An 18,699-nucleotide genomic window follows, 5' to 3' on the forward strand; every position below is an offset into this window, starting at 1 on the left:
CTTTCGGGGGTCACTTCACCTTAATATATAGGGAAATCTAATATATCAAAGACTGTTTTCTTCTCATATCGATGAGATTTTCTCCCGTTTTGCTGTAGGAGGTTGAACAGGCGAATTAGAATCTTTGATAGCTCTTGGGTGTCTTTCTGTATAGCTTGGAAAAGAAGAAGAAAGTAATCTTTAATCATATATATGGCCTTATATTCGCTCAGTTCTCGTTTCTTTTTCATAAGAAGTAATTGCCGCATTTGAAACATAGTAGAAGAACAGAGTAGAATGGCAATCAGTTGCCCATACAAATGGCATTCTAATCGTTCTCGTTTTATTTTTTTACAATGGTGAATATGAAAGAATGATTTCCAAGTTTTAAATAAAATCTCGATTTGCCAACGTAAAGAATACCAATCATGCACTTGTCCCATCGGGACAATCTCTATAGGCGTGTTTGTCATATATACATTGATACCACTGAGTCGTTTGCTACGGGGAGAATACTTCATTCCTTTCTTTTTTTCTCGTATAGCTTGATCCCGCAATCTTTTTTGTTGCTGTTCTTCTGTAAGTCGATGAACAATGACACGAGCTGGTACTTTATCGACCATTCCTACATAAGCATCATATATTTCATATGTTTGTCCTGGTTGAAGAGAATTCATTACTACCTCCATATCTACCTGTTTATATTCTGTTCCCTTCTTTAGTTTTCCATTTTGATAATAAGTAGGATTGGGATTTTTTTGATAAATACGTGTATTAGATTTAATGCGAGAAATATAGTAAGCCTTTTTATCCTGTATATATTGAAGATCCTTCAGATGAAAATAGCCTAAATCCCGAATACACAAATCATCTTCTTTTACAGTGGGTACGCAAAGGGAACCGTAAGTTCGATCATGTTGTTTCCCTGGTCCTGTATGAATATGTAGAAAATGCCCACTTAAAAGATCATACTCAAGTTGAATTTTCATTCCTGCAGTATGGCTGCAACCTCCCGCACCAGGATAAACGGAAGAAAATATATTTGGAAGTTGAAAAGCCGTAGAATCTAGAATACGAATACGCTTAAAAATTGAAGTACATGGAGAAGCAATTGACATAGATGAAGTTAATTTTTTGTTTAAGAGCTCAGCTAATATATGTTGTAAAAGTTGTACAGCTGCTGGATTAAATCGTTGATTCAGTCCCTCAGGACTGATAAGTATTTCTGTTGATGCCTCTAAACAACTAGATAGCTGAGCTAAAGAAGTTGTCGCGACATTTTGACTCATCCATACACATAAAGCGACTAAATCTTGTGCTTGATATTTACTAATCCGCTTTACAAAACCAACACTTCGCGCAACAGACCGTAAGGTGTTTGGAGATAGGGAACTTTGAATCTCTTGAGCAAATAGTTGCAATTCGTCAGACACAGAAACAGACATAAAAAACGCCATCCTTTCCTATGATTCTACAGAAAGAATAGCGTATTTTTTCTTTTTATGGATACATTTTTTTGCTCGATGGTGATGTGGTGTTACCTCAAATATAATTATTTTATTTGAAGGTCTCTTTTAAATTTTTATCAAATCTTTTCATAGGTTGATATACAAGGACGTGTAGTGATAAACCTATCACTGCAGTAATGTTTAAAATAATACTTATAATCATTAAAGACCATTCTATAACTGGAGAAAAGTATCCGTTCGTACTTAATGTAGAAGAACTTACACCTAGTATTAAAATCACTATTAGTAAAGGTAAGTTTTTAACCAATTTGAATCCCCCCCTTAAATATAAGATAGTTATCTATGGGAATTTAACATATTTTCTCGTTTTGGGGTATTTGTTTTTCTTAGCCTGATTGTGATGGGTCTGTACCCCAGTTTATTAGGTACTAAACCTAAAAAGAATTTTTAATGTAAAGGAAGTTAAATTATGAAAATACACATTACAGGATCTACAGGGAGTGGCAAAACAACATATTCTAAAAAAATAGCTAAGGAATTGAATATTCCTCGATATGAACTAGATGATATCCATTGGATTCGTGATCAAAAAGGAGATACACGTCGTCCTATGGATGAGAAGCTAGCCTTGTTAACAGAAATTGTTAATCAAAATAATTGGGTTATTGAAGGTGTACAGTTTAAATGGTCTGATAATAGCTTTGAAGAAGCAGATGTAATTATTGTACTAGACGTTTCTCAACTGAAAAATCGTTACCAAATCATCAAGCGATTTCTTAAACAAAAGTTAGGGCTTGAGAAGTCTAAATATAAACCATCTTTAAAAGCACTAAAAAATATGTTTGAATGGGAAAAAGATTATCGAACATACGAGCGAGAACAATTACTTATAAAGTTGGAACCGTATAAAGATAAAGTATGTTTTATCAAATCTCAAAAAGATAAAGAAGAGTTAATACAAAAATTAATAAAAGGGTAGCACTTCGCTAAGAATGTCCAAAGAAATTCAATATAAAGATCGAAATAAAGATCGAAAACGATGGTTTTTTGTAATCTGGCATATTTAAGTTTGTTTTTTATAAAAAAATCAATGTAAATTACACACTAATAGGGGTCACCATACATACCCATCAAGCTAAAATTTTATAGTACCCTCAGAACGAAATTTTGTACTAACTTGTAACAGGGATCTCGCCACATCGCCATCAACCTAAGAAAAGCAAATACCCCAAAATGAGAAAATTGGCATCTCCCTGTAAAAATGAGCTGACTTCTCAAAATAACTAACTGTAGAGAAAGAAAATTTTCATTTAGGGGATACTTTAAAACCTTAGCTTGATGGCGATGGGGCGGTACCCCTTATAGTGCAAAATAACAATTAAAATAGATGAAAAATAATCCTAAAGTGAAATCGTATGGAACTTAGATGTAACTAAATACTGTCTCAAAAATAATTTGTCACAATATAATTCTTCTACCTTTTTGTTACATGATTGTTTATTAATTAGGATTTTCTGTCTTATTCCCCTTTTTCGGTGAATAGGCAAAGAAATTCTACCATAAATCGTAATGATTATTATTTATTGCGAATTTCATAAAGATGTATTATACTAGGTTCGCAAACTAAAGCGTAATCATTACGTTTTATATTAAGACGATATTTTCTTCATAGAATTGGAGGAAATAAACTTGTAAAAAAGAAAAGAGGAGAATTTTATGCTAAAAAAATCAACTATGTTTTCATTCCTACTTATTTTCACTTTAATTTTTGCTGGTTGCTCAAATAAAAAAGAAGAGACTGCAAAAAAAGATGAAAAGCTAACAGTTTATACAACTATTTTCCCACTTGCTGATTTCGCAAAAAAAATTGGTGGAGACTATGTAAATGTTGAAGCAATTTACCCTCCTGGTGCAGATTCTCATACATTTGAACCAAGCCAAAAACAAACAGTGAAAGTTGCAAAAGCTGATTTATTCATTTATAACGGTGCAGAATTAGAACCGTTTGCTGAAAAAATGGAAAAAACCTTACAAAAAGAAAATGTTAAAATTGTAAATGCATCAAAAGGAATCGAACTGCGTGCCGCAACCGAAGATGAACATCATGATCATGGAGATGGACATAAAGAAGATGAACATCATCACGATAAAGACCCACACGTGTGGTTAGATCCTATACTAGCGATGAAACAAGCTGAAAAAATCAAAAATGCTCTTGTAGAAGAACAGCCTGATCATAAACAAGAATTCGAAAAGAATTTTGCAGCACTTCAAACTAAATTTACAGATTTAGACGATCGATTTAAAGCTGCTGTAGCAAATGCAAAAACGAAAGAAATTTTAGTTTCCCATGCAGCCTATGGCTACTGGGAACAACGCTATGGTTTAAAACAAATTCCTATTGCTGGGATTTCAGCTTCTGATGAACCATCTCAAAAAAAGCTTGCTGAAATTACAAAAACAGTTAAAGAATACGGTCTAAAATACATTTTATTCGAAACGTTTTCTACTCCAAAAGTAGCATCAGTTATTCAGAAAGAAACTGGTACAAAAATTTTACGCTTAAATCACCTTGCTACTATTTCTGAAGACGATGCGAAGAATAATAAAGATTACTTCACTTTAATGGAAGAAAACGTGAATTCTTTAAAAGAAGCAACACAATCCGCATCAGTTGCAGAGAAGCTTTCTGAAAAGCAAGAGCAAACAACTGAAAGTCATACACATGAAAATGAACACGATCACAGTCATAATCATAGTCATGCTCATGACAAAGCAACAGAAAGAATTTATGAAGGATATTTTGAAGACAACCAAGTGAAGGATCGACCACTCTCCGATTGGAAAGGAGACTGGCAATCGGTATATCCATATTTACAAGATGGAACGCTTGATGAGGTATTTGCATACAAAGCGAAACATAAAGGTAAAATGTCAGCCAAAGAATATAAGGAGTATTATAATGAAGGATATCAAACAGATGTGAACCGTATCGTGATTCAAGGAGATACTGTAACATTCTACAAAAACAAAGAAGAATATTCTGGTAAGTATATCTATGATGGATACAAAATTTTGACATATGATGCAGGGAATAGAGGTGTAAGATACATATTTAAACTAGCAGAAAAAACAGAAGGAGTTCCTCAGTATATTCAATTTAGTGATCATGGTATTTATCCGAATAAAGCTGATCACTACCACTTGTATTGGGGTGACAATCGTGAAGCTTTATTGGATGAAGTCATACACTGGCCTACCTACTACCCATTGGATATGGATGGACATGATATTGCCCACGAGATGATGGAGCATTAAATTAGGAGCCACGATGATTATTTCTTTGACAAATATGTAAGATTCAAAGGTTATCAGTCTAGAATAGCATTGTTTAATACTCAAAAGTTAACTATAAAAAATACTCCTTTATAATAACGAGTGATTTATACATGCTCTTGGTAGATATTTTAGTAAATGTACTAAATCAAATAAATTGAGAAAAAGTAATCCTACACTTCGGTAAACGGGCTTGTAAAGATACGGTTGCAATAGAATTGTTTGTGGAAGTAGGGTGTTCACCTAACGTGAAATCAACTGAACTAAAAGCAGAAGAAATTCATTTAATTACTAATATAAACCATAAAATGAAATTAGCGGTAAATCGTTTATGCGTATAATGCATCTAATCCCTAAAAATTCATATTTTTGGGGAGTTTTCTTTAAATAAATTATATTCTTTCGAATTTACTTATTTTGTTTAACATTAGGTTAAATGGATATTATATAGATCTAAAAAATTTCAGTTTAGAGTTTCTTGTCCCAACTAAGTTCTCGAAATGAAAGTAGGAACTTATTTTATAGTGTACAATGCTAAATTATCTACTGATACATTTCATTTAGTACCCACTTTCCTGTCCATATATCGAGACAAGAAAATGGGTACTTTTTTAAACAAAGACACCAAAGTGGAAACTTTGTAAAAATAGCAAATACTAAATAGATGTGAAGTTAAAATCCAGTTCTATAGTAGTAACAAAAATATTCATGAAGGATTTACTTTCTTATCTCATTAGCAGGACATGAGAGTCTAAACTTCTTTTAATTTTTTCCATTCTTATGTTGATGGGGATAGGAAAGGATTCCACAAACACCGAACAAGCTTGACAACAAGAGATTACAAGTGTAATATTCAGTTGTGGATTACAAATGTAATACGAGGGGTGTAATTTTAAACAATGAATGAATTACCTAAAATTTCAGAAGCTGAGTTAGAAGTTATGAAAGTACTTCTCCACAAACGGCAAATGAGGTGATTGAAGCGTTAGAGGTGAAAATGGATTGGAAACCAAAAACAATTCGAACGCTGATTAATCGATTAGTCCAAAAAGAAGCAGTTGCTTATCATCAATATAAAGGACGTATGTATGCTTATTATCCTTTGGTATCCCAAGATAGTTATTTACAAGTGGAAACGAAATCTTTACTTAAACGTTTCTATGGTGCAGCATTTAAACCTTTACTTGTAAATTTCTTAAAAGAAGAAAAGCTGTCTTCAGAAGATATTAACGAACTTAAACGTATTCTGGATGAGAAAACTGAGGAAAATCAGAGGAAGGATAGATTATAGTGATAGAAAAATTTATAAATATCTATCTACCTGCTTTTTTTGATTGGATGATTGAGACTTCCATTATGGCTAGTATATTAGTGGGCCTAATTTTGTGTATCAAGGTCTTGTTTAGAAATAAGTTAACTCCACGTTGGCAATATATGCTATGGATCATATTAATTATAAGACTTGTATTACCTTGGTCGCCAGATAGTTCCTATAGTATCTATTCTGTTCTTACTTACAAGAATGATGATGTATTTATTTCTAGCCAAAACCCTGTAGCTAGTATTCTTACAAAAGAACGTATGCAAGAATTGAAGAATATAGATAATACAAAGGAGCTCACAAAAGAAGATACTTATACCTCAAGTTCAACACAAACAACTCAGACAAATAAGACACAAACATACAATAATGAAAAGCAGGATGAAAAGACGGTTCCATTCTATACAATCTTTATATACATTTGGCTTACTGGAGTTATCCTTCTATGCTTTGCTACTTTTATAATGAACAGGCGTTTATTACTTTACATAAAAAAACAACCTGTTATTACAGATGAAAAGATTATCCAGATTTTTGAAAAGTGTAAGCACTCTATGTCTATTCAACGGAATATCCCTCTATTTGTATCTGGAAAGGTTTCCAGTCCAACAGTGTTCGGATTTATTCGTCCCAAGTTGTTATTGTCAACTGTACATATGGAAATATTAGATGAACAACAGTTACGATATATTTTTTATCATGAATTAGCTCACATCAAGCGAAGAGATGTTGGTGTGAACTGGCTTATGCATGGCTTACTCATTTTAAATTGGTTTAATCCAATTCTATGGTATGCCTACTCATGTATGCGGGAAGATCAAGAACTAGCATGCGATGCATTAGCTCTTACATGTATAGATTCAGAGGAACAAATTGCGTATGGACATACTATTATTAGTCTATTGGAACACTACTCAAGTTATTATCAAATACCAAGTATAGCAAATTTTAGTAAAAACAAGAGAGCGTTAAAAAGGAGAATTCTAATGATTAAAAAATTCCAAAAAAAATCATATCGTTGGTCTGCGATAGGGGCTGTGGCAGTGATTGCAGTATCATCTGTATCCTTATTAAACGCCCGTGCTGATCAGCCGACTAACCCTGAGAAACAACAATTAGAAGTGAAAAATAATATGAAAGAATTAAAAACACGAACGGATGCTCCTATACAGCGAATTGTAGAAAAAATGATTGGTACAAAAGAACAAGCAGAAGCAGAATTTTTTGTTTCCGAAGGAGACTATAATACTTTACTTACAGAGATTGGAGTGGCGAGGAATCTGTTTACGAAAGAAGAATTTGATCGATTCATTACATTGGAAACAGAAGCACATATTTTAGATAAAAAAGTAAGGCAAGTAGGAAGTCCTGAAAAGTTAGACCCAGAAGAGGAAAAAAAATATGAGAAAAACAGTGAAGAAATTGGACCATTTAGAGAGAAAATTCATTCGCATTTTAGATTAACTAAAAAGGAAGCACAGAAATATGTTGATTTTCCAATTAACACCCCAAGTTATGTGGTAAAAGGGTTTAAATTAACTGGAGAAGGTGTTAATACACCGATGACTACTGGAAAAATGAATCCCGATTTTATTTATGAATATCAAAATGAAAGTAAAGATAATGTATATATTGTGCACCAATCTGCAGTTACTGCTGAGGGAATAGAATTCTCGAATAAAAAAGCGGATTATAATGAAAAGGTAACAAATTATGAATTAGAAGGTACAAAAATAACCTTAGTTGAAAGTCTTGATACAGAGGAAACCTATAAAGTAATGCAAATGATTGTTCCTGCAAAAGGAAAGAATAGCGCTTTTCAAGTCTTTATTATTGCAGGTGATTTAAGTAAAGAAGAAACAGAGAAAGTTATGCTGTCCTTTCTAAAATAAAAATAGAGTCTCAGGATCCCGTTCTTGAGGCTATATTTTTTAGCTTAAACGAAACCTATAAGTGGGAAGAGAAATTAGTATAGTCTATATAATAAAAAAGTAAAATGATATTTAGTTTTGCTAGCTTGATTGAGGTGGATAAAAAATAACAATTTAAAACATAAATTGAATCTAGGTAGGTATATTGTATGGAGAACAGGAGGGAGTATAATTCAAAAAGAAGTAATGGAAGAATACTAGCAAATGGTGATGTATTTTACCGCTATCACCTGGATCTCAAGTAAAACCTCATCATTTAGATATAGTTTTACGTGCCCTTTTATAATAAATGCTATTTCTTCACCTTTATGTGCCACAGGCTCCATAGATGAAGCGGTTTGAGGTAGCTGATTGATTAAAGTCAATTCCAGTGATCCATCTAAATTAGGAGATAATAACTCATACGAAACATTACCGCTTTCAGGGAAAGTTATTTTTATCTTTGGTTAGCTCTTACAACTAATTCTTCTGTATTGGTATTTTCCAAGAAAAAATTTAATAAAAGAATATTTAATGCTACAGAAATTAACTTTAGTGTTTGTAAGGGTGGATTCGTGATCCATTGATCAATCTTACTTAACATGGAAAGCGTTGTATCAGCTATTTCAGCTAAATGTTTACTAGTTAATTCTGCACCTTTTCGAAATGCCATAATTTTTTGAACAACATTAATATTGTTCATATAAATAATCTCCATTAAATGAGTGGAGTATATTAAATTTAAATTAATTTTATTTACTTATACTTAATATAATGTTAATATATATTTAATTAAAATAAATTAATATTAATTTTCAAACTGTCAACTGATGCGAAACCGTGGAAAAAAATCTACTTAGAAGTAAAGGGATTACTGTTATTGAATATACAACAGACTATAGTAAAGCGATAGAAAAAGAAGAATACAAGCTAATAATGTATTCTTAAGTTTTTAAAGGACGTGAAATGAACATGAAACCAGTTTTAAAATATATAATTATTTCCCTTGTTTTTTCAATAGTAGGGGTGTGTTGGGCGCTGTTTGACATCTTTATGTTAGATGCAGACTGGCTATTGATTTGGATAGGTGTATTAATGGCATATCTATCGTTGTATATTGTGATAGGTCTATATAGTAGAAAAACGTACGATTCAAAATTGGCTAAAGTGCTTCTAAAAACAATAATTACAACCTTTAGTTTTGGAGCATTAGGAATATCATTCGGAGTTGTACACGAGATATTAGGACCATTGAGTCTTACTTTAATGACATGGTATTGGTTTATAATGATATTTTTATATTTAATACCCATAATATTATTATCGATTTTAGTATTGGTAAGTAGTAAAAATCATAATTTCCCTGGGGTATATAGTATACTTATAATTCTAAATATACTTCTTACGTTATGGCCGTTATTATGGCCATTATTTATTAATTTTATGGGATCTGGTATGAATGCAAGTGCAGGATGGTAGCAGCACACAGATTATAAAAAGATTAAATGAAAAAGGTTATGAATTTGAAGCTTATAACCGAATAAAAAAAAGGATGAATAAGTTAAATGAATGGAATAAGAAATTAATATAGGGTTTAAATATTGGTAAGAGTGTGTTTAGCTAAATATATAACAACACGCTCTTTTAACTGGCTATTTTTTATTATTTAAATTTTTAAAAATAATATTGATTAAATGAAAAGAGAGTTTTGCTCTCTTTTTTTGCATTTCAGCAAAACCTTATTAAATGTGAAGTGAAAATTCATTTGGAATTTATATTAGTAACGAAAGATATTCAAGAAGTATCTACTTTCGTGTCTAAAAAGTATCCATTTTCATGTCTCAATAACGGGACATGAAAGTCTAAACTTTTTGAACATAGGACAAGAAACTCTAAACTACTTAGCCAATAATAATACAATAAAAAGAAAGTAAACTTTTACCCAAAAGTTTACTTTCTTTCAATCACTGTGTTTATAACATTTCTTCATATTTCGAATAAATATCCAAAAAGGATACATTCAAAACACTGTTATTTTGTTTGTTATGAACAATTGCTACTTTTACATAAAAAACAGTCGAACAGCTTAAGAATTATATTTACGTGTCCGATTAACTAAAATGATTTATCAAATCAAAAAAGAGAGTGAGGCAGATGAAAATAAAATTCATAGTTGGTAAGTTGAAAGTGTATTTCGAGATTAACAGAGCTACATTTAAATTAATAGACGAGTTAATAATGAGGTCGCGCCAACTAAACGCGAACTTCGTATGCTAAGGAATTTCTAAGTTAAAAACCTGGGTTTTACCGTACGTTAACAAATTTCCATAAACGACATTTAATGTTTGTTATGGGATTTTGTTTTTAGTAATGAGTTTAAGAACTGGTTTTTGGCCGTATTTCTTTCAGATATCATCCTTTATTTATTATATATAGTTTGGAAAAATTACCATTTACACACAATCAGTATTAGTGTATTATTCATCTAGTACACTAATACTGAGGAGGGAAGAAATGGAAATTGATTTTTCTCCTAATATCCCGATTTATATTCAGGTAATGGAATACATAAAAAAGGAAATTGTAACAGGTCGTTTAGCACCGGGTGATAAAATCCCAGCTGTACGTGAACTAGCCAGTGAATTACAAGTGAATCCCAATACGATTCAACGCACATTTCAAGAGCTAGAACGAGAAGGTATTGCTGTGACACGAAGAGGAACAGGGAGATTTGTAACGAGTGAAGGAGAAAAGATTACTGAACTACGCAAAGAAATGGCAACAGAGTTGCTTGATAATTTTATAAATGGAATGGACAATTTAGGATTTACGAAAGAAGAAATTCTTCCAATCCTCCATTCTTCATTAGAAAAGAAAAGGAAGGAAAACGAATGACAGAGTTATTAAAAATTGAAAATCTGTGGAAAAGATATAACTTAAAAACAGTGCTTCAAGATTTAAGTGCAACAATTTCTGAAGGGAAAATTATTGGTCTTGTTGGTGATAATGGTAGCGGAAAAACGACATTATTAAAAATGATTGCTGGTTTGCGTTATCCTTCTAAAGGAACTATCACAATTGAAGGTCAGAAGGTAGGAATAGAAACAAAGAAAACTGTTTCATTTATGCCTGATAGTCCTGTTTTTGACGAGTGGATGACGATAAAAGATGCTGTAGTTTTCTATCGGGATTTTTATAGTGACTTTGATTTTCATCAGGCAATGGACTTAATAGCTGAGTTTAAAATGCCATTAGAAGAGCATATAGTTGCTTTATCAAAAGGTGGAGTGGAAAAATTACAACTTATCTTAACTTTCTCCAGGAAAGCAAAGTTATATATATTAGATGAGCCATTGGGTGGAATTGATCTTGTTTCTAGAAAACATGTACTAGATTTAATTCTTAAATTTTACCGAGAAGATTGTACCATTCTCATTTCAACTCATTTAATAGAAGAAACCGAAAATATATTTGATGAAGTAATCTTTTTAAAAGACGGAACTATTATATTACATGAAAACGTAGAGGAAATTCGTTTTCATCACGGGAAAGCAGTACATGAATTGTTTAGGGAGGTGTTTGAGCAATGAACCCACTTTTTCTCTATTTATATAAGTGCAATAGAAAAAAAATAGCAGTCTTTTATTCTGGTTTTATTATTATTTCTTTACTTCTTTTATTTAGTACGATAGGACTCTCAAGGGTACTACCTCCGTTTATAAAGGATTTAGTATTACTCATATACCTAATAATAATTGGTATAGCTGCATTTTTACTTCTTCTAATAGCGCTGCCTTCTTTCAATAAAATATTAAAAAATTCTATGATTCGTTATACAGCCATCCCAACCCAAAAATATATATATACGAATTTATTATTTTTTACATTAATGTTTATTATTTTATTAGGTATAGGCTTAATTTTTTCATATTATTTTTCACAAAGTCTTTATGATGGAAAAGTAATTGGTTATAATCCGAGTCTTTATGGTGGGGAAGTAACCGGAGAATTTCGACAAGAATATCACAAGTTGTATAGTTACGGAATCTTCCAACACATATTTGCTTTTCTTTTATGGGGAATCGATTTCATGAGTATCCTTATTTCTTGTTATTTTATCATAGCCATTATAAGGCTGTTTCCAGTGAAGTCATGGATGAGTAAAATAATTTTATTCATCATTTTCGTTGCTATCTTTTCAACAATACAAACAATAGTAATGAATGTGTTAAGTAAATTAGAGAAGTATGCAGTTACTATTAAAAGTTCTGGGTTCATGGATAAGAATGATTTTTTTGATACATCATTTTACCCTATTGAAGATTTCACTATTTTGGGTCTATGTTTTACTTGCTTGTTAATAATTGTACTCGTAGCGATTACAGGTCGCATTATCAATAAGAAATTAGAGATATAAAAAATCACTTTATAAGTAAAAGATATTTTGGGAGGAAAGCATGAAAACATCTAATCCAATGTTAAAAAAAGACAAATTCCATGAAAAGAAGACAAGCGCTTCTACGATGACAATAGGTGGAACGATAGGAAAAACATTCATTTTGCTTATCTTACTTCTTGCAGCATCTGTCTATTCCTACGTACAGATGACACAAGAGACAATGAAAATACCCGTGTTAATTGGAATTATAATAGTTACTCTAATTGTCGCTTTTGTGGTTATATTCGTTCCGCGCATATCCCCAATTTGCGCACCGATTTACGCAATATTACAAGGGGTTTTATTAGGAAGTATTTCAGCATATTATACAATGCGCTTTGGTGATTCTATCGCTTTAACTGCCGTATTACTAACAATTTCGATTTTATTTTCCATGTTAGTGTTATACGCAACTCGAATAGTAAAAGTAACTAAAAAGTTTCGTGCGGTTGTAACGGTTGCAACACTTGGAATTTTTATTATGTATTTTATTGTTTTCTTATTGAGCATCTTAGGGGTGACTGTTCCATATATTCATCAAGGTGGGACAATTAGTATTATCATAAGTGCAATTGTAATTGTTGTTGCTGCATTAGATTTATTACTAGATTTTGATTCAATTGAACATGGTACTCATAGTGGAGCACCAAAGTATATGGAATGGTACAGCGCAGTAGGACTTATGATGACATTAGTATGGTTATATCTAGAGATCCTTCGTCTGGTTACTTACATTATGAAAAACAAAGACTAGAAAACATCCTGCATGGTTCAAACATGCAGGATGTTTTTGTATTTCGTAGTATCAATTAGGTCACGTTATGTAGAGAAAGAAAAATTTCATTTAGAGGGTACTTCAAAACTTTAGCTTGATGGATGTGGGTATGGATCCCTTTAATTCGCAAAAATAGGAAATGTACATTTTAATTTTATGATATTTTCCCTTTGTTGTATTCATTGCGAGTGACTAATATTTTAAAAGCGTAGAAAGATCTTATTTCTACGCTTCTTTTAATAAGTAGTAGATTTAGTGTTTTTTTAAATTTGTTATATAAGATTTTACAGCTTGCAATAAGAATTCTTCCTGTCTCATACCAGCTTCCGCTGCCATTTGAACTACTTTTTGCTTAAATTCATGATCTGCATGAAAAGTTAATGGCTCTACATTACTTTTAAAGTAAATACCTTCTACATGTGGAAGAATCGTGCCAGATTTCATATGAGAATGTAAGTACTTAATCTCTTCTTGAAACTGCAATGGATCTACTTGTAATACGAAAGGTTTAATTTCTAATTTGATAGTATCTGCTGAAATACTCAATCTCATATTTGTGATACCTAGCTCCTTATAAAATAAGTTTATTAGATTATAAGTAATGGAATTAAATAATTGAGGTTTTTTAAAGGAAAAAGATAAATACCCTCGTTTTGTAATTACCGCTTTTTTAATGAATGGTTCAAAGGTGTAATCATGTTGTTTATAAGTGGATATAGGGAAAATATCCTCGTCTTCTGTAAGAATCTTACCGTCTGCTCCATTGATCTCTATTACCCTAGCTGTTTTTCCGTTATGTTGATGTGTTAATAATTGATATAAGTATATATCTTCATTTTGAATTTTCGTAATGAATGTTTTTCGCTCTTTTGTTTTGGTTTTTTCATAATCAAGCATAAAAATCTCTAGTTCTTCCTCATCGATAAGATATACTTGTTTTCCTCTTTTTTCTATCATTGTGGCGGGTAATTTTCCAGATTTGATGTATGTAAAGATAGTAGATGGTGCAACATTAAGAATTTCAGCTACTTCTTTTGTGCTAAGGCCTTTAACCTTATTTTGATTTTGTAAACGTTCAATATCCTCTAAATAGAAAATCTTACTACCGAATTGCTTCCAGTTATCTTTATATACACATTCTATTAATCCATCTTTTTCTTTTTTTAAAATTGTTTGTACCGTTACTCCTAATAAGTCAGCTGCCTCTTTGGTCGTTACAGTAGGTTTTGTAATGAACAATAAATCTTGTGTCATAAAAGGACACCTCCATAACTATCGTTTGTTAATATTTTAGGTATGTATATATCATATCAGAATCTGATTTATATTTAAAATAAGAAATAGATTTTATTAAATATAGTATTCATTGTTATGGTTTAGAAATATTTTTCATTCAATCTATATGTTAATGAATTGTTATAGTTGTTTTTATTATAAAATCACTATGAATTTTAATTATTTAATTGTTAAAAGATATCTATTTAATAATAAATTATAAAAAAATATAATTATAAGTAGATAGAGAAGAATATAACGTTCTTACAGAAAGAAAATGAATTATCATTTGTATAATTAATAGAAGTAAAATAAAATAATAATTATAGGTAATAAAGAGAATTGTATTCATAATCTTCTATAGGAGTGGTGAATTCGAAATATGAATAAAAAAAATGTAAAAGAAAATTTATTAATTATAAACAATCAAAGTGAGTATATGGATACATATGTAGAGAATATAAAAGATATCGTTCCATATCTATATAACAACAGTTATATAGATATGGTGGAAGATAAGATGGAGGTTGCAGAAAAAGAAGGAAAGGGTAAATATACGTATTTAAGTGACATAGAAGTCATTTATCATTTCGTACATTTACAAAAAGATATGGATGAGAAGAAGAATAGAAAAGAGGATACGAAAAAGAGTTATATCTCAGAAATCTTATCATTTTGTCAGTGCATGGTGCAGCATGCAGAAGAATTTGAATTGAATGGGGAAGAGGTACAGCAAAAGGACTCTTTATTGAAAACATTGCAACCTTGGCATATACGTAAATACAATTCTTGGTTGAAACGGGTAGAGAACGGTAGGAATGGTGAAACGTATGCAGTCGCGACACTTGCAAAGAAAACAGTGCTCATTCGTTCTTTTCTAAAACATCTACATGTATTTTCTTATATTGAAAAGCCTCTTCATGAAGAACTACAGCGCGCAAATGTGAATGAGCAGGATCGGCCAAATCGGGACCTATCCTATGATGAGGTTATGAAAATTTTAGGATTTTATAAAGAAAGAGGACATTTAGTAAACTATACAATTTTACTGGCTCTAGCAAGTACTGGTGCAAGAATTCAAGAATTGTGCACCGCGAGAGTGAAAGATTTACATTATGACGGAAAGTACTGGTTAAAAATCACTGGAAAAGGGGATAAAGTGCGTGAACTTTTTATTTCGGAACATTTATATCAATGTATTTGTGAAATGAGGCTGAGAAGAGGGTGCCAAACGGTATTGGATAAAGGGGATGAGAGTCCGGTATTTATAAATCAAAGAGGAAATACTTATAACTCTAAAACATTATCGAATCAAGTAACAGATATGATAAAAAAGACAAACTTAGAGTTTCTACTGTATCGTGAAAATCCAGTAACGGCGCATACATTCCGTCATGCTTTTGCAATTATGGCAGTAGAACAAGGTAATGCAGATTTATATCATTTAATGCAAACACTTGGCCATGAAAATATTCAAACGACTAAAATATATTTAGAAAAGCATATGAAGCGTAAAAACAACGTTGGATCCACTTTCGCTGATATGCTGGTTTAAATTTTATGTAGTTTATATGGGTATTTAATTATATATTTTTTACATAATTAAATGATGTATCTGTTTGGTTATTTGTTGTGAAGAAAAATATAATTGAGGAAATAAATAAAAATAACGAAATTCATTTTATACAGAAAAAACCAGGATGATTTTAAAAAGTTATCCTGGTTTTTTCTTAAATACACATAATTATTCATATTTCATAAAGTTAATTTGAGCTAATTATAAGTTAGTAGAATTTATATCTATTCCAATCTTGATAGTGTTAATAACATTATATAATTTGTAGAATTAGTTTATAGAGATTATGAAACTATTTTTCATTAGGTGTATCTAATTGATGATCGATTACAGTGCTGGACTTTTTATTCATAAGTATATAGATCCCACCTATGAATGATAAGATTACTGGATAGAAAATCGCCCAACCACTAAATGAATATACAAAAATACATATAACCAAAGATAGGAAGGCCATCCACCAACCTATATCTTGAACTTTTAATAACTTAAGAGCGGCTAGCATTGTAAAAATATACGAGGTAATAAAAATTACACTAGGGCCTTTTAGAAGCATCTCTAAATTTGGTCGTGCTATACCATAAAAAATTAAAATACAACTAAAAATTCCGCCTAAAGCTAGTAAAACTCTAGTTGGAGTTTGGAATTTAGAATGTAATTTAGCAAAGAAGGAAGGGAAATGTCCTTCTCTAGCTTGGGCATAAATCATTCTTGAAAAACCTGCAATGTTAGCATGTACAGCACTAAAAGAAATGAAAATTGCTAAAATAGTGGTTATATATGTACCTATTGGTCCCAATCCTTTTGATATTAGAATACTAAGGGAAGCTATCTGGTTCTTATCACCATATGAGTGAGTCCCTATTGTTACAAAAGATATTGCAATGTACATAATTGAGATGCAAATTGCCCCTAAAAATAGACTAATGGAAATATCTTTAGCAGGTCTTTTAAACTCTTCAGCTAATGGGGTTATCATCTCCCATCCTACAAATGAGAAAAAGATAATTACAGAAGAAGCTCCAACAGAAGACCATCCGTTTGGTACAAAAGGTGTAAAAGAACTTAATTTTACATAGGGGATAGAAACGACAACAGCCACAATTATTAGAAGTGAAATTACACAAATGACAAACACACTCACTTTTGATGATAACTCAATTCCTTTAATATGTAAGAGTAAAGAAGTAATCAAAATTACTGCCGCAATGCCTATAACTCCTGCATTACTTATTGGAAAAACATAGTCAATATATTGGGCACCTGTTAAAGCGATAATAGGTACTCCTATAGGAATAGATCCTAACATAATCCACCCTAGGATGGCACTCGTATTTGCATTAAATGCCATTTGAACATAAGCTGTAATTCCTCCTGCGCTAGGAATCATCTTAGCAAGACGCGCCAGAGTTGCGACAATGGGAAAAGCTAATATAGACATGATAACCCAAGATAAAAGCGAAGCTGGTCCAGCGCTATTTGCAGTAATTGAGGGTAATATAAGAATTCCACAACCCAACACAGCTCCTATGGTTAATGCAGTCCCTTGTACCCAAGTAATTGAACGTTTCAATGATTGTTGTGTCAAGATATTCAGCCTCTCTTTCGTTAATTGATATCAATTATATAAAGTTTTAAAAAAAGATAACATGCTATAATTTATGTATTAATTATAATTTTCTTAAAAAATTTAAGAATTATTAATTGTATTCTTAATTAATCAAGGGGAGATACATTAATGGATCAAACAGATTTAAAGATTCTTTCACATCTTCAGGAAAATGCACGTTTAAGTATGGTTGAAATAGGAAAGCTGGTAGGTTTGAGTTCCCCTTCTGTTACAGAGCGGGTCAGAAGACTAGAGGAACAGGGTGTCATTATAAGTTATCGTACAATTGTTAATCCGAAAGAATTAAAAAAACATATTACCGCGTTTGTTTTAATGGAACCAAGAGATTGCAACAAATATAAAAAATTTGCAATGGAACATCCAGATGTAGTCGAATGCCATCGTATTGCCGGTTTATATAGTTATTTAACAAAGGTAGTGACAGAATCAGTACATACACTCGAAAACTATATTAATTTGTGCTTAGAGTATGGAAAGCCTACAACCTTAATAGTGCTTTCTTCTCCAGTAGAACATAAATCACTTTTTACAGAGAGTGAAAAATCTTAATTACATATGAAAGATTATTCTAAATAAAAAGCGTAAATAAGCATTTACTCTAAAATGCACTAGTAGATAAAAATAAATAGCCGTGAAGTATTCATGAAAGGCATTAATATTAATTGCTATTATGAGGGATATACTGAATATGATATAGAGGATTTATAAATAAAAATGGGCTGAAATAGCCCTTTTTATTTTCATTTTGAAGAGGATTTTTCATATAAAAACAGCATAAAAAGGAGCCTACTAGGAATCCCCTTTTTATTTGGAACGTATCCTTTATGTTAAGGTTCATAAAAAAAAGTTCCTTTTTTCTGATAATTAATATTTATACTAATTATGTGATTAATATACGTAAGGGTTTTATATTTCATTAATGTATTCCTTTTCATCTGCATGAATTATTTATTGCAACAGGTTTCCCGTCCAAAATAAGATATCCAAACT

Annotated in this window: 13 protein-coding genes and 5 pseudogenes; 13 read left to right on the plus strand and 5 right to left on the minus strand. The window is 31.3% G+C overall.

From position 1 onward, the window contains the following. Positions 1-20: 20 nt before the first annotated feature. Together AXW78_RS28370 and AXW78_RS28375 are read right to left on the minus strand one after the other, a co-directional pair. A complete protein-coding gene (locus AXW78_RS28370; RefSeq protein WP_061884984.1) occupies positions 21-1,424 on the minus strand; it encodes an IS4 family transposase in 1,404 nt (467 codons plus the stop codon). Between the two features lie 112 nt (positions 1,425-1,536). Next, positions 1,537-1,755 carry a hypothetical protein gene (locus AXW78_RS28375; RefSeq protein WP_000240391.1) on the minus strand — a complete coding sequence of 73 codons (219 nt, stop codon included), beginning with the start codon at positions 1,753-1,755 and terminating at the stop codon, positions 1,537-1,539. Between the two features lie 162 nt (positions 1,756-1,917). Between AXW78_RS28375 and AXW78_RS28380 the strand changes: the two genes are divergently transcribed. The 5 genes and pseudogenes from AXW78_RS28380 (at position 1,918) to AXW78_RS28395 (ending at position 7,997) form a co-directional block, all read left to right on the plus strand. Continuing rightward, a complete protein-coding gene (locus AXW78_RS28380) occupies positions 1,918-2,427 on the plus strand; it encodes a P-loop NTPase family protein (protein ID WP_000690728.1) in 510 nt (169 codons plus the stop codon). Between the two features lie 737 nt (positions 2,428-3,164). Then, a pseudogene (locus AXW78_RS35065) lies at positions 3,165-4,109 on the plus strand (metal ABC transporter substrate-binding protein); the annotation flags it as partial. 27 nt (positions 4,110-4,136) lie between these two features. Beyond that, positions 4,137-4,766, plus strand: a pseudogene (locus tag AXW78_RS35070) (ZinT family metal-binding protein); the annotation flags it as partial. 917 nt (positions 4,767-5,683) lie between these two features. Then, positions 5,684-6,075, plus strand: a pseudogene (locus AXW78_RS28390) (BlaI/MecI/CopY family transcriptional regulator). Further along, the gene (locus tag AXW78_RS28395) at positions 6,075-7,997 is read left to right on the plus strand and encodes a M56 family metallopeptidase (protein ID WP_000570336.1); all 1,923 of its coding nucleotides are present in this window, start codon (positions 6,075-6,077) and stop codon (positions 7,995-7,997) included. Before AXW78_RS28390 ends, AXW78_RS28395 begins: the two are co-directional and overlap by 1 nt. 252 nt (positions 7,998-8,249) lie before the next feature. Here the strand turns inward: AXW78_RS28395 and AXW78_RS35590 are convergent. Next, positions 8,250-8,718 (minus strand): annotated as a pseudogene (locus AXW78_RS35590) (MerR family transcriptional regulator); the annotation flags it as partial. A 269-nt stretch (positions 8,719-8,987) separates the two neighbouring features. Between AXW78_RS35590 and AXW78_RS28405 the strand changes: the two are divergent. The 5 genes from AXW78_RS28405 (at position 8,988) to AXW78_RS28425 (ending at position 13,207) form a co-directional block, all read left to right on the plus strand. Then, positions 8,988-9,494: a DUF3902 family protein gene (locus AXW78_RS28405; protein WP_000805762.1), complete on the plus strand. Its 507-nt coding sequence runs from the start codon at positions 8,988-8,990 to the stop codon at positions 9,492-9,494. 1,035 nt (positions 9,495-10,529) lie between these two features. Then, positions 10,530-10,910, plus strand: a complete 381-nt coding sequence (locus AXW78_RS28410; protein WP_000401820.1) for a GntR family transcriptional regulator — start codon at positions 10,530-10,532, stop codon at positions 10,908-10,910. Beyond that, on the plus strand, positions 10,907-11,605 hold the full coding sequence (locus AXW78_RS28415; protein WP_000137760.1) for an ABC transporter ATP-binding protein: 699 nt from the start codon (positions 10,907-10,909) through the stop codon (positions 11,603-11,605). Before AXW78_RS28410 ends, AXW78_RS28415 begins: the two co-directional genes overlap by 4 nt. Further along, positions 11,602-12,432 carry a hypothetical protein gene (locus tag AXW78_RS28420; protein WP_001068583.1) on the plus strand — a complete coding sequence of 277 codons (831 nt, stop codon included), beginning with the start codon at positions 11,602-11,604 and terminating at the stop codon, positions 12,430-12,432. The genes AXW78_RS28415 and AXW78_RS28420 overlap by 4 nt, the downstream gene beginning before the upstream one ends. 40 nt (positions 12,433-12,472) lie before the next feature. Beyond that, positions 12,473-13,207 carry a Bax inhibitor-1/YccA family protein gene (locus AXW78_RS28425; RefSeq protein WP_000858315.1) on the plus strand — a complete coding sequence of 245 codons (735 nt, stop codon included), beginning with the start codon at positions 12,473-12,475 and terminating at the stop codon, positions 13,205-13,207. Between the two features lie 273 nt (positions 13,208-13,480). Here the strand turns inward: AXW78_RS28425 and AXW78_RS28430 are convergent, their stop codons facing one another. After that, on the minus strand, positions 13,481-14,482 hold the full coding sequence (locus tag AXW78_RS28430) for a helix-turn-helix domain-containing protein (protein ID WP_061884985.1): 1,002 nt from the start codon (positions 14,480-14,482) through the stop codon (positions 13,481-13,483). Between the two features lie 403 nt (positions 14,483-14,885). Here AXW78_RS28430 and AXW78_RS28435 point away from each other — a divergent pair, with 403 nt between their 5' ends. Next, the gene (locus AXW78_RS28435; RefSeq protein ID WP_001035904.1) at positions 14,886-16,058 is read left to right on the plus strand and encodes a tyrosine-type recombinase/integrase; all 1,173 of its coding nucleotides are present in this window, start codon (positions 14,886-14,888) and stop codon (positions 16,056-16,058) included. A 313-nt stretch (positions 16,059-16,371) separates the two neighbouring features. On the opposite strand, the gene AXW78_RS28440 is transcribed toward AXW78_RS28435, so the two are convergent. Continuing rightward, positions 16,372-17,667 carry an APC family permease gene (locus tag AXW78_RS28440; RefSeq protein WP_000193987.1) on the minus strand — a complete coding sequence of 432 codons (1,296 nt, stop codon included), beginning with the start codon at positions 17,665-17,667 and terminating at the stop codon, positions 16,372-16,374. A 150-nt stretch (positions 17,668-17,817) separates the two neighbouring features. Between AXW78_RS28440 and AXW78_RS28445 the strand changes: the two genes are divergently transcribed. Together AXW78_RS28445 and AXW78_RS35830 are read left to right on the plus strand one after the other, a co-directional pair. Continuing rightward, entirely contained in the window at positions 17,818-18,258 is a 441-nt protein-coding gene (locus tag AXW78_RS28445; protein ID WP_000372881.1) for an Lrp/AsnC family transcriptional regulator, read from the plus strand. A gap of 53 nt (positions 18,259-18,311) precedes the next feature. Beyond that, positions 18,312-18,417 (plus strand): annotated as a pseudogene (locus AXW78_RS35830) (protein adenylyltransferase Fic); the annotation flags it as partial. Positions 18,418-18,699 lie beyond the last annotated feature (282 nt).

It is taken from the genome of Bacillus thuringiensis (genome assembly GCF_001595725.1).
Classification (GTDB): Bacteria; Bacillota; Bacilli; order Bacillales; family Bacillaceae_G; genus Bacillus_A; species Bacillus_A thuringiensis_K.